This is a genomic window from Geomonas oryzae, assembly GCF_004117875.1.
In the GTDB taxonomy this organism is placed as follows: domain Bacteria; phylum Desulfobacterota; class Desulfuromonadia; order Geobacterales; family Geobacteraceae; genus Geomonas; species Geomonas oryzae.
The window spans coordinates 354,544-368,071 of record NZ_RAHW01000006.1 but is presented as its reverse complement, the minus strand read 5'-3'; the positions used below and the strand labels follow the sequence as shown (position 1 = coordinate 368,071).

Genomic DNA, 13,528 nt, shown 5'->3' with positions numbered 1-13,528 from the left:
TTTTCTTTTGCTCCGTCAGTTGTCTTTCGGACCGCGGATTTACTTCTGAACCAGGTACTCGCGCCCGAACGGCGACATCTCGCGCAGCCGGATGATAATGGGCGGCAGTTCCTTGATCACCGCGTCGATGTCGTCGTCGGTGGTGAACCTGGAAAGCGAGAAGCGGATGGAACCGTGGGCGCAGGTGAAAGGAACGCCCATGGCGCGCAGCACGTGTGAGGGCTCGAGCGAGCCGGAGGTGCAGGCGCTGCCGGAGGAAGCACAGATCCCCTTCTCGGAAAGAAGGAGCAGGATCCCCTCCCCTTCCACGAACTCCATGGCGATGGAGAGGGTGTTGGGGAGACGGTCGGTGCCGCCGCCGTTGATGCGTGTGTTGGGAATCAGCGCGGTCAGTTCGCGCTCGAGACGATCGCGCATCTCGCGCACGCGCCCCGCTTCCTCGGCCATGTACTGCTCGGCAAGCTGGCACGCCTTACCCATGGCGATGATGGATGCGGTGTTCTCGGTGCCCGCCCTGCGCCCGCGCTCCTGGTGCCCGCCGACCAAAAGCGGACGGAACGGCGTGCCGCGACGCACGAAGAGGACGCCGACGCCTTTCGGGGCGTGCAGCTTGTGCCCGGAAAGGGAGAGCATGTCGATGGCGGACTCCGCCATGTTCAGCGGGATCTTTCCTACCGCCTGCACCGCGTCGGTGTGGAAGATGGCTCCCTTCTTCTTCACGATCCTGGCGGCTTCCTCGATGGGGAAGATCACGCCGGTTTCGTTGTTCGCGTACATGAGGGAGACGATGGCGGTATCGTCGTCCAGCGCCCTCTCGAGTTCGTTCAGATCGAGCTGGCCGTTGCCGTCCACGTTCAGCTCAGTGACGCGGTAGCCGCGCTTTGTGAGGTTGCGGCACTGGGTCAGCACGGCCGGGTGCTCGACGCGGCTCGTGATGATGTGACGCTTCTCCGGGAACACCTCGAGCGCCGAGCGGATAGCTGCGTTGTCGCTCTCGGTGCCGCATGCGGTGAAAACGATCTCGTCCGGCAGGGCACCGAGAAGAGAGGCGACGCGGGCGCGCGCCTCGTCCACCTTCTTCTGTACCTGCCCGCCGAAGAAGTGCATGGAACTCGGGTTGCCGTACAGTTCGCAGAAATAGGGACGCATCTCCTCGAAAACGCGCTCGTCCACCTTGGTGGTGGCGTTGTTATCAAGATAGATCTCTCTCATCCCTGGACCTCCTGCACGGTGATGTCGGGGGAAACAAGTTCGCGCAGCTTCTGCTCGACGAATTTGGCGGTGTAGCCGGAGGATGCGCAGCCGGCGCAGGCCTTCCTGAAAGCGACCTGGACGGTGGAGCCGTCGATGTCGATCAGTTCGAGGTCGCCGCCGTCAGCCCAAAGCTGCGGACGCACCTCGTTCTCCAGGGTCTCCTGGATGAGCTGCATCTTCCGCAGGTTGGTGAGCTTTGAGGGCTTCTCTGCCGCCGCCTTCTTCTCTTCGCCCATCACCTCGGCGATCAGTTCCTTGATCTTCGGGATGCAGCCGCCGCAGGCGCCCCCCGCCTTGGTGAAGTGGGTGACCTGCTCGGCGGTGTGCAGCTTGTTCGAGGCGATGACCTTCTTAAGGAAGACGTCGGTCAGCCCGAAGCACTTGCAGACGAGCTCCCCCTCGCTCTCGACGTGGTCATGACCGTGGCCGTGAGCAGGCGCCTCGACGCCGCGGTACTTGGCGATGGCGGCTTCGAGCGCTTCCTGCCCCATGACGGAGCAGTGCATCTTCTCTTCCGGAAGCCCGCCCAGGAAATCGGCGATCTGCTGATTGGTGATCTCCAGCGCCTCGTCAAGGGTCTTCCCCTTCACCATCTCGGTGAGGGCGGAGGAGGAGGCGATGGCGCTGCCGCAGCCGAAGGTCTGGAATTTCGCGTCGACGATGCGTTCCTTATTTTCGTCCAGCTTTATAAAGAGTTTAAGGGCATCGCCGCAGGCCAGGCTTCCCACCTCGCCGACCGCATCAGCATCCGTTATCTCGCCCACGTTCCTAGGGTTGAGGAAATGTTCTTTTACTTTATCGGTGTAGTCCCACATAGACCCTCCCTTCTAATTAGTCCCGTAATCATAGCGCAAAGCTTGTCGAAAGAACAACCCCTAAACGACCCCAAAACAACAGTAAAGTGGTCAGGTACTTTTTTTATCCAGAGTTTACGGCAGGAAGTGCAATTCCCGCTCCGCATGCGACGGCGGCGGAAAGAAGGACAATCACGAAGCGGTAAGTGCGGGAATGTGCGAAGGAAGTTCTACCACGACCGTGAACGGGTATCGTCGTTGCATTCGAAGCGCTGCCTGCGATGCGGTCGGCTGCCGCGCAAAAAAGCGGCGACGGAAAAAGGAGACGCAGAGCGCCGGGGGAAGAACGATTTCCCTTTGGCGTCTGCGTCCCTTGTCTGACTAGCTTCCCCTTCCTATTTGCCGAGGATGAACGCCCGGCCCGCTTCCACCAGCGCCTGGAGACGATCCTCGCTCGACGCCTCACAGTAAAGACGCACCACCGGCTCGGTGCCGGACTTGCGGAACAAAAGCCAGCTGCCGTCCTCGAGAAGGAACTTGTTCCCGTCCACGGTGATCTTTTCCCGCACAGCCTCTCCGGCAAAGCTCGCCGGGGTCGCGGCGATGGTCTGCGGGAAGGACTCCTCAAGCTCAGGGGAGAGCGTGATGTTCACCCTCTTGGTTAGGTAGCGCCCGACCTTGCTGTAGAGTCGCTCCAAAAGAGCCTTGACCGGCATCCCCTCGTGCGCCACCATCTCCGCCACCAGCAGGCAGGCGAGGATGCCGTCCTTCTCGGGGACGTGCCCCTTGATGGATAAACCCGCGCTCTCCTCGCCGCCGATAATGATTTTCCCCTGGCTGATGAGTTCCCCGACGTACTTGAAGCCCACGGGTGTTTCGTACACCTTGATGCCGTGCATCTTCGCCACCGCGTCCACCAGGTGAGAGGTGGCCACCGAGCGCCCCACCCCGCCGGTCATCCCCTTCACACGGACCAGGTAGTCAAGAAGCAGCGCGATGATGTAGTTAGGCTCAATGAAGCTGCCGTCGCCGTCGACGATGCCGAAGCGGTCCGCGTCGCCGTCCGTGGCGATGCCGAGAGAAATTTCCGGGTCCTGCTGTACAAGTTTTATGAAATCGTGGATATACTTCTCGCTGGGCTCGGGGGGGAAGCCGCCGAAGTACGGATCGCGGTTGGCGTTCATCTGCACGACCTTCACGCCGTGGGCCTTGAGCGGTTCGGCGAGGTAGCCGCGCGCCGTTCCGTAGAGAGGATTGACGGCAACGGTGCCCAGTTTGGCGATGGCGGCGAAATCGACTTTTTTGGCAAGGTCCGCGAGATAATCCTGCATCGGGTCGATCTCTTCAAGGAGTCCCTTCTGGGCGGCCTCGTCGAGAGGGCACTCGTTGTAGCAGATTTCGCCGGACATCTCGTTTGCGCGACGCTCTATGTCGTTGGTGGTCTCGGGGAGCGCAGGGCCGCCCCAAGAGGGAGAGAACTTGATGCCGTTGTACTCGGGGGGATTGTGGCTTGCGGTGAAGTTGATGGCGCCCGCGGCGCCCCTTCTCAGGATCTCGAAGGATATAACCGGGGTGGGAGTATCGCGTACACACAAAAAGGTGGGGATACCGGCGCCGGTCAGGACGCGCGCCGACTCCTTCGCGAACGCTTCCCCCATGAACCTGGAATCGTACCCGACGATGATGCCTTTGTTCGCTTCGCCGGTACTCTTAACGTGGTCGGCAATCGCCTGGGTCACTACCTTAACATTCTCAAAGATGAAGTCCTCACACATGATGCCGCGCCAGCCGGAAGTGCCGAAAGTGATTCGCTGCATAAACCCTCCAGGGACAATTGATAGTAAGGCCGTCTGCTGTGGCAAAACTCGGGATCTCCGATGGATAAGACATCGAAAACATGAGTGCCAAGCGGCCTGACAGAATAATTACTAGAGATTAATTCAATGCGGGAGGAGAGTCAAGTTTTCGGGAAAAAAGTGGGTTGACATTTTTCTTTCGAAATTGGTAGAGTGTCTTTTATCAACGATTACGAAGCAATTGAGGAGGCTTAAAACATGCAATGTCAAACCGTACTTCCTGGTGCCGAGTGCACTTTCTGGGGTAAACAGGGTTGTGTATTTACCGAAGGTTCCTGCCAGCTCATCGTAGAGAACTGCGAAGGGTGCGACAGGGTCGTCGATGGCTCCATCGGGAAGGTTTGCAGCGCATACCCGGCCCCCGAGAAGAAGTGGGTCGGCGGTATCTGCAACTTCGCTACCCACGTCAAGGTTGAGATCAAGACCGACGACGCCAAGATCAACCCGCTCAAAGCTTCCAAGAAAGCTGCAGGCGCCAAGAAGAAGAAGTAGTACCAAGAACAATCTGCTGTACCATAAAAGGGAGGACCGAAACGTCCTCCCTTTTTTTGTATCCACTATTGAACCGGAGGCTCGTGATGCCTTTTGACTTCCTCGCCTGCCCCGCCTGCGGGGCCAAGGTTAAACAGTACAAGAACCCTCTGCCGACCGTGGACGTGATCGTCGAACTCCCCGAAGGGGTCGTGCTCATCGAGCGCAAAAACGAGCCTTTCGGTTGGGCCATCCCGGGCGGGTTTGTCGATTACGGCGAAACGCTGGAGCATGCGGCCGTACGGGAGATGCAGGAAGAGATCGGCCTCGAGCTGGACGAAGAGAAGTTGCGGCTGCTGGGATGTTACTCGGACCCGGCCCGCGATAAGCGCAGCCACAACATCTCGACCGTGTACGTAGCCACGGCTACCGGCACCCCCAACGCGGGCGACGATGCGGCAGCATTCGGTGTATTCCCCATTGACGCCCTCCCTGCACCACTCTGCTTCGACCATGCACGGATCCTTTCCGACTATCGCAGAAAAAAAGCGGCAGGAGAGATATAGAAGCGCCGGTTCGAAATGAACGAGCCCGAGGCGCGTTTGAAATTAAAAAAAATATTTCAAACAGCGAAAGGTCCCGTTCAATTCATCGAGACGCGAATTAAATTTCGAAAGCCGAAGTTCAAATCGAGTGACGCGCGTTTGAATTCCAAAAAATAAATTTAAACGGCGGAAGGAGCTGTTCAATTCATCGAGACGCGAGTTAAATTTCGAAAACTGAAATTCAAATCGAGGGACGAGCGTTTGAACTTCAAAAAATAAATTTCAAACGCCGGAAGGATCTGTTCAATTCATCGAGACGCGAGTTAAATTTCAAAAACCGAAATTCAAATCGAGGAACGAGCGTTTGAACTTCAAAAATAATTTTCAAACGCCGGAAAGATCTGTTTAATTCCTCGAGACGCGAGTTAAATTTCGAAAACTGAAATTCAAATCGAGGGACGAGCGTTTGAACTTCAAAAAATAAATTTCAAACGCCGGGACCATCGTTTCAACTCGCCCAGCCGCACTTCTTCTCCCCTACTCCAGAAAACGCAACTCCGGCAGACTCGGGATGAGCCCCATCTCGAAGGCGTGCCGGAAGAAAAGGCGTGCCCCTTCCAGATGAGTCTCGGTGAGCTCGTACGAGATGGTCTGCCAGTAATCCACCAGCGCCTCCTCGCTCAGCCAGGCGCGCTCCTCACTTCCTGCGGCTATCTCGGCGTAGCTGTCATATGCGAGCTTTTTCGCGGCCACCAGGTCCCTGGCGAGCGCCTTAAGCTCCGCGTGCTTTTCGCGCGCAGCGTCGCGCCGCACGATCCAGAGGGCGAACACGAAGGGAAGTCCGGTGAACTCGTGCCAGAGCTGCCCCAAGTCGTAACAGAAGAAGTCGGAACCGGAGGCGGCCCCTTTGAGCGCCAGGTCACCGATGAGGAGCAGGCCGGGGAAGTGCTCCAGGGCCTCGGCAAGCGGCAGTGTGGTCCGTTCGAAGGTGTTACTGAACCCGTACTTGCGGGCGAGCAGCACCTTCAGAAGGTTCACCGAGGTATCCGATTCTGCGGTGAGGCCGATGGCGGCGCCGTCCAATTCCTCGATCGGCACTCGCGAGAACATGAAGACGCTCTTCACCGGTCCGATGGCGCTGATGGAAAGCTCCGGCAGCAGACAGTACTGCTCGTGCGCCGTGGCGTATTCGATGGACGAGGAAGGGCTTAAGTCTATGCCGCCTGCCCTGAGCATCGCGTTCAATTGCGACGGGACGCCGTCGACGAAACGATAGCCGGTGCAGTCGAAGTGGGATTCGAGGGCGGTGAAGATGGGAGTGCAGTTCGCGTACTTGATGTGTCCGATATTGATGGTCACGATTAAAGCTCCGGGATGAGGCTTATGAAACAAAAGGAAAAGGCGAGAGGATCTCTCGCCTTTTCTGGTATATCGGGTGCAACTTCTTGTTATTCTTCCGAGACTGAGACGGTGTCCTCGTACAGCTCGGCGGACATGAGGAGGTTCAGCTCCTCAGGGTCGGCCATCTCGATGACGACAAGCCAGCCGCCGTCATAAGGGTCGTCGTTCACGAACTCCGGTGCGGTGGCGAGCTCGGAATTGGACTCGATCACGGTCCCGGAAAGCGGCGCGTAGAGGTCGGCGACCGTCTTTCTCGCCTCGATGGAGCCGAAGGAGTCGTCCTGCTCCAGTTCGTCGCCCGGCTCGGGAAGCTCTACCGAAGTCACGTTGCCAAGCTCCACCTGCGCGTAATCGGTGATGCCGATGACGGCCCGGTCACCTTCGACGCGCACCCAGAGATGCTCCTTGCTGTATTTGAGTTCTTCGGGAAAGTCCATAGTTTACTCCAGCACCAGCCTTTCGATGAAACCGGTATCTATGTTCCCTTCGATGAAGTCCTTGTTTGCCATGATCCGCTTGTGGAACGGGATGGTGGTCTTGATCCCGTCGACGATGTACTCGTCGAGGGCGCGGGCCATACGCTTGATCGCCTCGTCCCTCGTGTCGGCATGCACGATGAGCTTCGCGATGAGCGAGTCGTAGTGCGGGACGACGGTGTAGTTGGTGTAGACGAAGGAGTCGACGCGGACACCGAGACCGCCCGGGGTATGGTGGTCGGTGATCTTGCCGGGGCACGGGGTGAACTTCACCGAGTCTTCGGCGTTGATGCGGCACTCGATGGCGTGCCCCTTGATCTTGATGTCATCCTGCGTGTAGCGGAGTTTCTCGCCGTAAGCGGAGCGGATCTGCTCCTTCACGATGTCGACGCCGGTGATCATTTCGGTGACCGGGTGCTCCACCTGAACGCGGGTGTTCATCTCCATGAAGTAGAAGTTGTTGTTCTTGTCGACCAGGAACTCCATGGTGCCGACGCTGTTGTAGTTGACCGCCTTCGCGGCGGCAACCGCAGCCTCGCCCATCTTTTTCCTGAGTTCGGGGGTGGTGACGGTGGAGGGTGCCTCCTCGATAACCTTCTGGTGACGGCGCTGGATGGAGCAGTCGCGCTCGCCCAGGTGGATGACGTTGCCGTGCTTGTCGGCAAGGACCTGGATCTCGACGTGGCGCGGGTTCTCGCAGTAGCGCTCGATGTAGACCTCGGGGTTGCCGAAGCCGGTCTGCGCCTCGGACCTTGCGGTCATGAAGGCGTTCGGAAGAGCCGCCGGGGAGTGCACGATCTTCATGCCGCGCCCGCCGCCGCCCGCCGTCGCCTTGATGATGACGGGGAAACCGATCTCCTTGGCGACCTTGATCGCCTCGTTGACGTCGTTCACCCCCTCCTTGGTGCCGGGGAGGATGGGCACACCGACCTTGATGACCGCCTGACGCGCGGAGATCTTGTCACCCATGATGCGCATGCTCTCGGCGGTGGGGCCGATGAAGGTGATGCCGCATTTCTCGCAGATCTCGGCGAAGCGCGGGTTCTCGGATAGGAAACCGTAGCCGGGATGGATCGCCTCGGCGTCGGTCAGCTCCGCCGCGGAGATGATGGCGTTGATGTTCAGGTAACTGGAAAGGCTCGGGGCCGGTCCGATGCAGACGCTCTCGTCGGCGAGCTTCACGTGCAGCGACTCGGAGTCGGCCGAGGAGTAGACGGCGACCGTCTTGATCCCCATCTCCTTGCAGGTCCTGATGATCCGGAGGGCGATCTCCCCCCGGTTGGCGATAAGAATTTTATGGAACATCGATGTCTCCGGGAAACAGATGAAGGTCAGGGCTCAGATCGGCACTCCGATCCAAGGCTCGACCTTCATCTCAATCTGTTTGATTACAGCTTCTCCACCACGAACAGGGCGTCGCCGTACTCGACCGGCTGGGCGTTCTCCTTGCAGATCTTCACGATCTTGCACTTGAACTCCGCCTCGATCTCGTTCATGAGCTTCATCGCCTCGACGATGCAGAGCACCTGCCCCTTCTCGACGATCTGGCCGACTTCAACGTAGGGAGCGGCGTCCGGGGCGGGAGCGCGGTAGAAGGTGCCGACGATGGGAGAGGTGATCACGTCGCCCTGCTCCTTCTCAGCGGCCGGAGCTGCGGGAGCGGCAGCCGGAGCTGCGGGGGCGGCGGCCGGAGCGACGGGAGCGGCCGGTGCGTACTGGTAGGCAACGGGCGCCTGCATCTGGAACTGCGGTGCGGCGCAGCCCCTCTTGATGACCACCTTCTCGTCGGTGTTCTCCAGCTCGAACTCGGTGATATCGGTCTCCGTTACCATCTTGATCAGCATCTTCAGGTCTTTTATATCCACATCTTTCTCCTTTATTGCATGGTTGTGGGCCGCCCCGTTGCAGCCGGAACAGCCCCCCTAAAAACAATCTTGCGCTTTGAGCCTACCCCTTTTATGCAGGGGGACTTTAAACTATCATCAGTTCCTTCGGGACCCTGGTGATCGGGCGGCAGCCGTTTTTCTCGACGACCACGGTGTCCTCGATACGGACCCCACCCCACTCAGGGATGTAGATCCCCGGCTCGATGGTGAAGACCATCCCCTCCTGGATGACGTGCTTGCTGCGCGGCGACGCGGCCGGGTGTTCGTGGATGTCGATGCCGACACCGTGCCCGAGGCCGTGACCGAAATAGGCCCCGTATCCCTTGCCCGCGATGAGATCGCGCGCCTTGACGTCCAGGTCCTTGAAACTCATGCCGGGATGCACCGCCTCCATGGCCGCCCGCTGGGCAGCCAGAACGGTCTCGTACACCTCTCGCTTTTTCGCGTCGGGTTCTCCCAGACAGACGGTCACCGTCTCGTCCGAGCAGTAGCCCCGGTAGATGGCACCGTAATCTATGGTGACCAGTTCTCCCGCGGCAAGTTTCTTCTCCGAGGCCCGACCGTGCGGCAGTGCGCCGCGCTCGCCGGAGGCCACGATGAAATCGAAGGATTTCCCTTCCGCCCCCTTTTCGCGCATCGCCACTTCAAGCATCCAGGCGACCTCGGCTTCGGTCATGCCCGGCTTCAGGCGCGCCACCGTCTCGAGGAGCGCCTCGGAGGCGATGGCGGCTACCTGCTCCAGGATCGCCAGTTCGCCGGCATCCTTGACGGTGCGCAGCCCGGCGAGTTCCGCGTCGGCGGGAAGGTATTCGATCCCCGGCGTCTTGCCGCAGAGTTCCTGGTAGAAGGCAACGGTGGTGGAGCCGGCCTCGAAGGCGACCCTGGCGGGGCGAAGCTCTTGCAGCCGCTCGACCAGCCCGTCCATCCGGCTCGAGAACTCGATGACCTTTGCGCCCGTGACCTCGGCGCCCGCCTGTGAGGTGTAACGGGAATCGGTGAGAAACCACCCGTCTTCTGGAGAGAGAATGAGCAGCGCCTCGCTGCCGGTAAAACCGGTTAGATACCTGATGTTGCTGAGGTTTGTCACCAGCAACAGATCGGCGTTGAACCGTTTCAGGCACTCTCGGGCCGCGGGGATTCTGTTACCTATCATAATTCCGTCCGTAAGACAATCTTATTTTCCCAGCCGTTTGGCGAGGGCTCTGAGCCCCAAAAGGTAGCTGTCGGCGCCGAAACCGCAGATCTGGCCGACCGCAACAGGGGCGATGTAACTGTGGCTTCGGAAGGCTTCCCGGGCGTGGACGTTGGAGAGGTGCACCTCCACGGCCGGAAGCGCCGTGGCAGCGATCGCGTCGCGGATGGCGACGCTCGTGTGGGTATAAGCGGCGGGGTTGATCAGGATGCCGCGGCAGTCCGCCATGGCCCCCTGGATGGCGTCCACCAGGTCGCCTTCGCTGTTGCTTTGCAGGATCTTGAGCTCGAGCGACAGCTCTTCGGCCAGCGCGGCAAGCTCCTTGTTGATCCCGTCAAGGGTCATGGTCCCGTAGACGCCGGGCTCCCGGACCCCAAGGAGGTTCAGGTTCGGCCCGTGTAAAACGAGCACCTTCGGCTTGGCATCGCTCATTTGAGTTCCTCCCTGAGCCCGGGTGCGGCGCGTTTCAAGAGGTAGCGGGCCTTTCCGAAGTTGCCGTCGGCGGGAAGCACCAGCGCCACGAAGAACTCATCGCTTATGCCGCGCACGATGACGCAGCACCTCTCGCTGATGATGGAAACCTCTTCCAGGTCGCCGGTTTTCAGCACGCCGACCGTCCTTTTGATCTCCTTGAGCACGGAGGCGTATTCCACGGTCATGGTCTGTACGTCCACGCCGCTTTCTTCACGCAGAAACTCCTCTATGGCGATGCCGTCATACCCCATGATGACGCCGCCCAGCCCCCCTCCGCTCTCCTCGACGATCTCCCGCAGAATTGCCTTAAACCCCATCTTTTCTTCTCCTTATGTTTTCCAGCCAGCGCTCCAGGGCGCTTTCCACGCCCTCTTCCGTCCCCCCCGCGTCTTCGTGGCGAGGATTTTCAAGCGGAGCGGCCTCCTGTTCCGCCGGTGATTCCATCCCGGCAAAGGCAGCGGATAAACCTGCTGCGGCAGCGGGGATCTGTTCGGAGGCGACTGGTAGCGCAGGTGCAAAGGGCGCCGCAAGTGGCGCCGCCGCCTCGGCGAGACCGGCCGGCTCGACGAAAAGCTCCGGAGCAACGTTTACCGGTTCGGACATTTCTTGCGGTGCTACAGGTGCTACAGGTGCTGCAGGTGCGGCTGGAGGCGGTGTTGCAGCGGGCGCCTGAGCGGGCGCGAGATCTGCAGGGCTAAGCTGCAGTTCCTGCAGTTCGGCCAGTTCCTCGAGCCTTAAACGGTACTGCTGGTTGCCCGGATGGGCGGTGAGGAGCTCGCGATAGATGTTCTGCGCCTTCTCGAGAAAGCCCTGCGATACGTAGAGCTCGGCAAGGGTCGCGGTCGTCAGCGGGTCCGGTGCTCCCGGACGGGACGCCGAAGCCGGGGCGCTTTCCGCCAACTCCGGTTCCCCTTCGAGGTCCTCGATGGCCCAAAGATCGTTCTCTTCGGGCTCGGGCACCGGGACTTGTGCCGCAGGTTTGGCGACTGATGCCGATGATGGCTGGAGCTCGCTCATCGCGGGAGCCGGCTGGGGCGCCTCTTCGATCACCTCTTCAAGTTCCTCGATGATCTCAACATCCTCGATGATCTCATCTTCCGAGGAATCGGCAGGAGCGGCTGACGCGATGGAGTTCAGCAGCATGGTGCTTTCGAGGTCCTCGGGGTCCCGCTGCAGGACGCGGCCCAGGATGTTGCGCGCAGCGTCGATCCGGCCCAGTTCGACGTATATCTGGCTCAAAAGCTTCATGGCCTGGATGTGGTCCGGCTTGAGCTCTACCGCCTTCTCCAGTGCCTGGCAGGCATCGGCAGACTCCCCCTTCGCATAACAGGCGTTGCCCAGGGCGAGAAACCCCAGGGGATATTCGGGATGGGCCGCGCACCCTTTGCGGGCAACAGAGATGGCGTCGTCCAACAGCCCGAGCTTTCGGTACAGTTCGGAGAGCGGTGCGAAACAAAGCGACTTGGCGTCCTTAGCCAGCAGATCTTCGTAGCGCTGTATCTCCGTCCAAAACGATAAGGCGTCCTCTACCATGTCACTCTCCTATGCCGCAGATCTCCAGAAGTGCTTTGAGGTCGGTGACCCGTTCCATCTTGTAGGAGCCGATACCCCGGTTGCAGATGAAGAGCAGCCCCTTGTCGCGCACCTTCTTGTCGTGGGAAAGCGCCTCCGCGTAGCGCTCGGCCGGGAAGGCGGGAAGCTCGGCGGGCAGCCCGAGGGCCCCGACAAGGGCGTCGATGCGTTTGCGATCGGAATCGCTGCAGTAACCTAAGTGATGGGATATTTTGGCCGCCTGTACCATGCCGATGGCAACCGCCTCGCCGTGCAGGTAGCCGGTGTACTCGGTGAGGGTCTCCACGGCGTGGCCGAGCGTGTGACCGTAGTTCAGCACGGCACGCACCCCCCCTTCCCTCTCGTCGAGAGCGACCACCTTCGCCTTGATGGCGCAGCTGCGGGCAACAGCGTGAATGAGCGCTTCCTTGTCGCGGGCGAGAAGCTTCTCGACGTTCTGCTCCAGAAAAGTGAAGAAGTCGCCGTCGAGCACCGCACCGTATTTCACGATCTCGCCCAGGCCGCTTCGGTACTCCCGCTCCGGCAGCGTGTCCAGGGTATTCACGTCGATCAAAACCGCCTTCGGTTGGTAGAAGGCGCCGATCAGGTTCTTGCCGCGGGGATGATTGATGCCTGTCTTGCCGCCGACGCTCGAGTCGACCTGCGAAAGGAGCGTGGTGGGGAGTTGCACGAAGGGGATGCCGCGCAGAAAACTTGCCGCGGCAAAGCCCGCCATGTCACCGACCACGCCGCCGCCCAGGGCGAGTATGAAGGAGCCCCGGTCCAAGGACGCGTCGACCAGGCCGTCGTAGATGAGGTTTAGGGTCGCGCTGTTTTTGTACGCTTCGCCGTCCGGAAGGATTACCTCTACCGCGCGGTACCCCGCCTCCTCAAGGGAAGCGCGCACCGTTTCGCAGTAAAGCGGAGCCACGGTGGTGTTGGAGACGACGGCCGCGGTACCGGAGAGGCCGAGAGCACGGCAGAGGGCGCCGACCCCGCCCAGGATGCCTGCCCCCAGTTCGATGTCGTAACTGCGCTCTCCCAGTGCCACTTCGATGTGCTGAACGTTCACGGATACCTCTTCAAAGAATCGATTAGTTCATCTATGACCGCGGCGACGTCCTTGCCGGTGGTGTCGATACGCAGATCGGCATCGGCGTAAAACTCTTCGCGGGCCTTTAACATGGTGCGGATCCTCTCAGCGGAGGCGCCGTCGGCAAGGAGGGGACGTTCACTGTTGCCGCTTACCCGGGTAACGATGGTCGGGACATCGGCGCTCAGGTTGACGATGCGGCCGTACTGGCGCATGACGGCTCGGTTGCCCCGGTCGATGACGGCACCCCCTCCGGTGGAGATGACCTGGCCGCTGCCTGCGGCTATTCTGACCAGCACTCGCGACTCAAGCTCGCGAAAGTACGGCTCGCCGTGTGCCGCGAAGATCTCTTTGACGCTCATCCCGGCTTCTTCAACGATGGCGTGGTCGAGGTCCACGAACTTCCAGCAAAGCCTCTGCGCCAGCACGTGACCGACCGTGGTCTTACCGCACCCCATGAAACCGGTGAGAAAGATGTTCCGGATATTCATAAGCAAACCTTTTAACGCAAAGCCGCTAAGGCGCCGGGAAACCG

Annotated in this window: 15 protein-coding genes; 2 read left to right on the top strand and 13 right to left on the bottom strand. The window is 60.2% G+C overall.

Annotation, left to right across the window (positions count from 1 at the left end; all coding sequences use genetic code 11):
• Positions 1–39 precede the first annotated feature (39 nt).
• The 3 genes from nifS to D6Z24_RS16625 form a co-directional block, all read right to left on the bottom strand.
• On the bottom strand, positions 40–1,212 hold the full coding sequence (gene nifS / locus D6Z24_RS16635) for a cysteine desulfurase NifS (RefSeq protein ID WP_129127725.1): 1,173 nt from the start codon (positions 1,210–1,212) through the stop codon (positions 40–42).
• Positions 1,209–2,069: a Fe-S cluster assembly protein NifU gene (gene nifU, locus D6Z24_RS16630; protein ID WP_129127724.1), complete on the bottom strand. Its 861-nt coding sequence runs from the start codon at positions 2,067–2,069 to the stop codon at positions 1,209–1,211. Before nifU ends, nifS begins: the two co-directional genes overlap by 4 nt.
• 374 nt (positions 2,070–2,443) lie before the next feature.
• Complete coding sequence (locus D6Z24_RS16625; protein ID WP_129127723.1) at positions 2,444–3,865, bottom strand: phosphoglucomutase/phosphomannomutase family protein; 1,422 nt, start codon at positions 3,863–3,865, stop codon at positions 2,444–2,446.
• Between the two features lie 237 nt (positions 3,866–4,102).
• Here D6Z24_RS16625 and D6Z24_RS16620 point away from each other — a divergent pair, with 237 nt between their 5' ends.
• Both D6Z24_RS16620 and D6Z24_RS16615 read left to right on the top strand, forming a co-directional pair.
• Complete coding sequence (locus D6Z24_RS16620) at positions 4,103–4,396, top strand: PxxKW family cysteine-rich protein (RefSeq protein WP_129127722.1); 294 nt, start codon at positions 4,103–4,105, stop codon at positions 4,394–4,396.
• 86 nt (positions 4,397–4,482) lie between these two features.
• A complete protein-coding gene (locus D6Z24_RS16615) occupies positions 4,483–4,941 on the top strand; it encodes an NUDIX domain-containing protein (RefSeq protein ID WP_129127721.1) in 459 nt (152 codons plus the stop codon).
• Positions 4,942–5,457: 516 nt separating this feature from the next.
• Here D6Z24_RS16615 and D6Z24_RS16610 read toward each other — a convergent pair.
• From D6Z24_RS16610 to D6Z24_RS16565, 10 genes are all read right to left on the bottom strand, one after another.
• Positions 5,458–6,279 carry a menaquinone biosynthetic enzyme MqnA/MqnD family protein gene (locus D6Z24_RS16610; protein WP_129127720.1) on the bottom strand — a complete coding sequence of 274 codons (822 nt, stop codon included), beginning with the start codon at positions 6,277–6,279 and terminating at the stop codon, positions 5,458–5,460.
• 89 nt (positions 6,280–6,368) lie between these two features.
• Positions 6,369–6,758, bottom strand: a complete 390-nt coding sequence (gene gcvH / locus D6Z24_RS16605) for a glycine cleavage system protein GcvH (RefSeq protein ID WP_129127719.1) — start codon at positions 6,756–6,758, stop codon at positions 6,369–6,371.
• 3 nt (positions 6,759–6,761) lie between these two features.
• Complete coding sequence (gene accC, locus D6Z24_RS16600) at positions 6,762–8,102, bottom strand: acetyl-CoA carboxylase biotin carboxylase subunit (protein ID WP_129127718.1); 1,341 nt, start codon at positions 8,100–8,102, stop codon at positions 6,762–6,764.
• Positions 8,103–8,185: 83 nt separating this feature from the next.
• Positions 8,186–8,662, bottom strand: coding sequence for an acetyl-CoA carboxylase biotin carboxyl carrier protein (gene accB, locus D6Z24_RS16595; RefSeq protein ID WP_129127717.1), 477 nt, complete (start codon positions 8,660–8,662; stop codon positions 8,186–8,188).
• A 106-nt stretch (positions 8,663–8,768) separates the two neighbouring features.
• Positions 8,769–9,836: a M24 family metallopeptidase gene (locus D6Z24_RS16590; RefSeq protein WP_129127716.1), complete on the bottom strand. Its 1,068-nt coding sequence runs from the start codon at positions 9,834–9,836 to the stop codon at positions 8,769–8,771.
• Positions 9,837–9,857: 21 nt separating this feature from the next.
• On the bottom strand, positions 9,858–10,307 hold the full coding sequence (gene aroQ / locus D6Z24_RS16585; protein ID WP_129127715.1) for a type II 3-dehydroquinate dehydratase: 450 nt from the start codon (positions 10,305–10,307) through the stop codon (positions 9,858–9,860).
• Positions 10,304–10,666, bottom strand: coding sequence for a roadblock/LC7 domain-containing protein (locus D6Z24_RS16580; RefSeq protein WP_129127714.1), 363 nt, complete (start codon positions 10,664–10,666; stop codon positions 10,304–10,306). Before D6Z24_RS16580 ends, aroQ begins: the two co-directional genes overlap by 4 nt.
• Positions 10,656–11,882: a tetratricopeptide repeat protein gene (locus tag D6Z24_RS16575; RefSeq protein WP_129127713.1), complete on the bottom strand. Its 1,227-nt coding sequence runs from the start codon at positions 11,880–11,882 to the stop codon at positions 10,656–10,658. The genes D6Z24_RS16580 and D6Z24_RS16575 overlap by 11 nt, the downstream gene beginning before the upstream one ends.
• Before the next feature lies 1 nt (position 11,883).
• The gene (gene aroB, locus D6Z24_RS16570; RefSeq protein ID WP_129127712.1) at positions 11,884–12,972 is read right to left on the bottom strand and encodes a 3-dehydroquinate synthase; all 1,089 of its coding nucleotides are present in this window, start codon (positions 12,970–12,972) and stop codon (positions 11,884–11,886) included.
• Complete coding sequence (locus tag D6Z24_RS16565; RefSeq protein ID WP_129127711.1) at positions 12,969–13,484, bottom strand: shikimate kinase; 516 nt, start codon at positions 13,482–13,484, stop codon at positions 12,969–12,971. The genes aroB and D6Z24_RS16565 overlap by 4 nt, the downstream gene beginning before the upstream one ends.
• Positions 13,485–13,528: the final 44 nt, after the last annotated feature.

Excerpts from the sequence above, each read along its gene's own strand:
- D6Z24_RS16575 (WP_129127713.1), bottom strand. The coding sequence starts at position 11,882 with ATGGTAGAGGACGCCTTATCGTTTTGGACGGAGATACAGCGCTACGAA.
- aroQ (WP_129127715.1), bottom strand. The coding sequence starts at position 10,307 with ATGAGCGATGCCAAGCCGAAGGTGCTCGTTTTACACGGGCCGAACCTG.
- D6Z24_RS16625 (WP_129127723.1), bottom strand. The coding sequence starts at position 3,865 with ATGCAGCGAATCACTTTCGGCACTTCCGGCTGGCGCGGCATCATGTGT.
- gcvH (WP_129127719.1), bottom strand. The coding sequence starts at position 6,758 with ATGGACTTTCCCGAAGAACTCAAATACAGCAAGGAGCATCTCTGGGTG.
- D6Z24_RS16565 (WP_129127711.1), bottom strand. The coding sequence starts at position 13,484 with ATGAATATCCGGAACATCTTTCTCACCGGTTTCATGGGGTGCGGTAAG.
- D6Z24_RS16580 (WP_129127714.1), bottom strand. The coding sequence starts at position 10,666 with ATGGGGTTTAAGGCAATTCTGCGGGAGATCGTCGAGGAGAGCGGAGGG.
- D6Z24_RS16590 (WP_129127716.1), bottom strand. The coding sequence starts at position 9,836 with ATGATAGGTAACAGAATCCCCGCGGCCCGAGAGTGCCTGAAACGGTTC.
- accC (WP_129127718.1), bottom strand. The coding sequence starts at position 8,102 with ATGTTCCATAAAATTCTTATCGCCAACCGGGGGGAGATCGCCCTCCGG.
- D6Z24_RS16620 (WP_129127722.1), top strand. The coding sequence starts at position 4,103 with ATGCAATGTCAAACCGTACTTCCTGGTGCCGAGTGCACTTTCTGGGGT.
- nifS (WP_129127725.1), bottom strand. The coding sequence starts at position 1,212 with ATGAGAGAGATCTATCTTGATAACAACGCCACCACCAAGGTGGACGAG.
- D6Z24_RS16615 (WP_129127721.1), top strand. The coding sequence starts at position 4,483 with ATGCCTTTTGACTTCCTCGCCTGCCCCGCCTGCGGGGCCAAGGTTAAA.
- nifU (WP_129127724.1), bottom strand. The coding sequence starts at position 2,069 with ATGTGGGACTACACCGATAAAGTAAAAGAACATTTCCTCAACCCTAGG.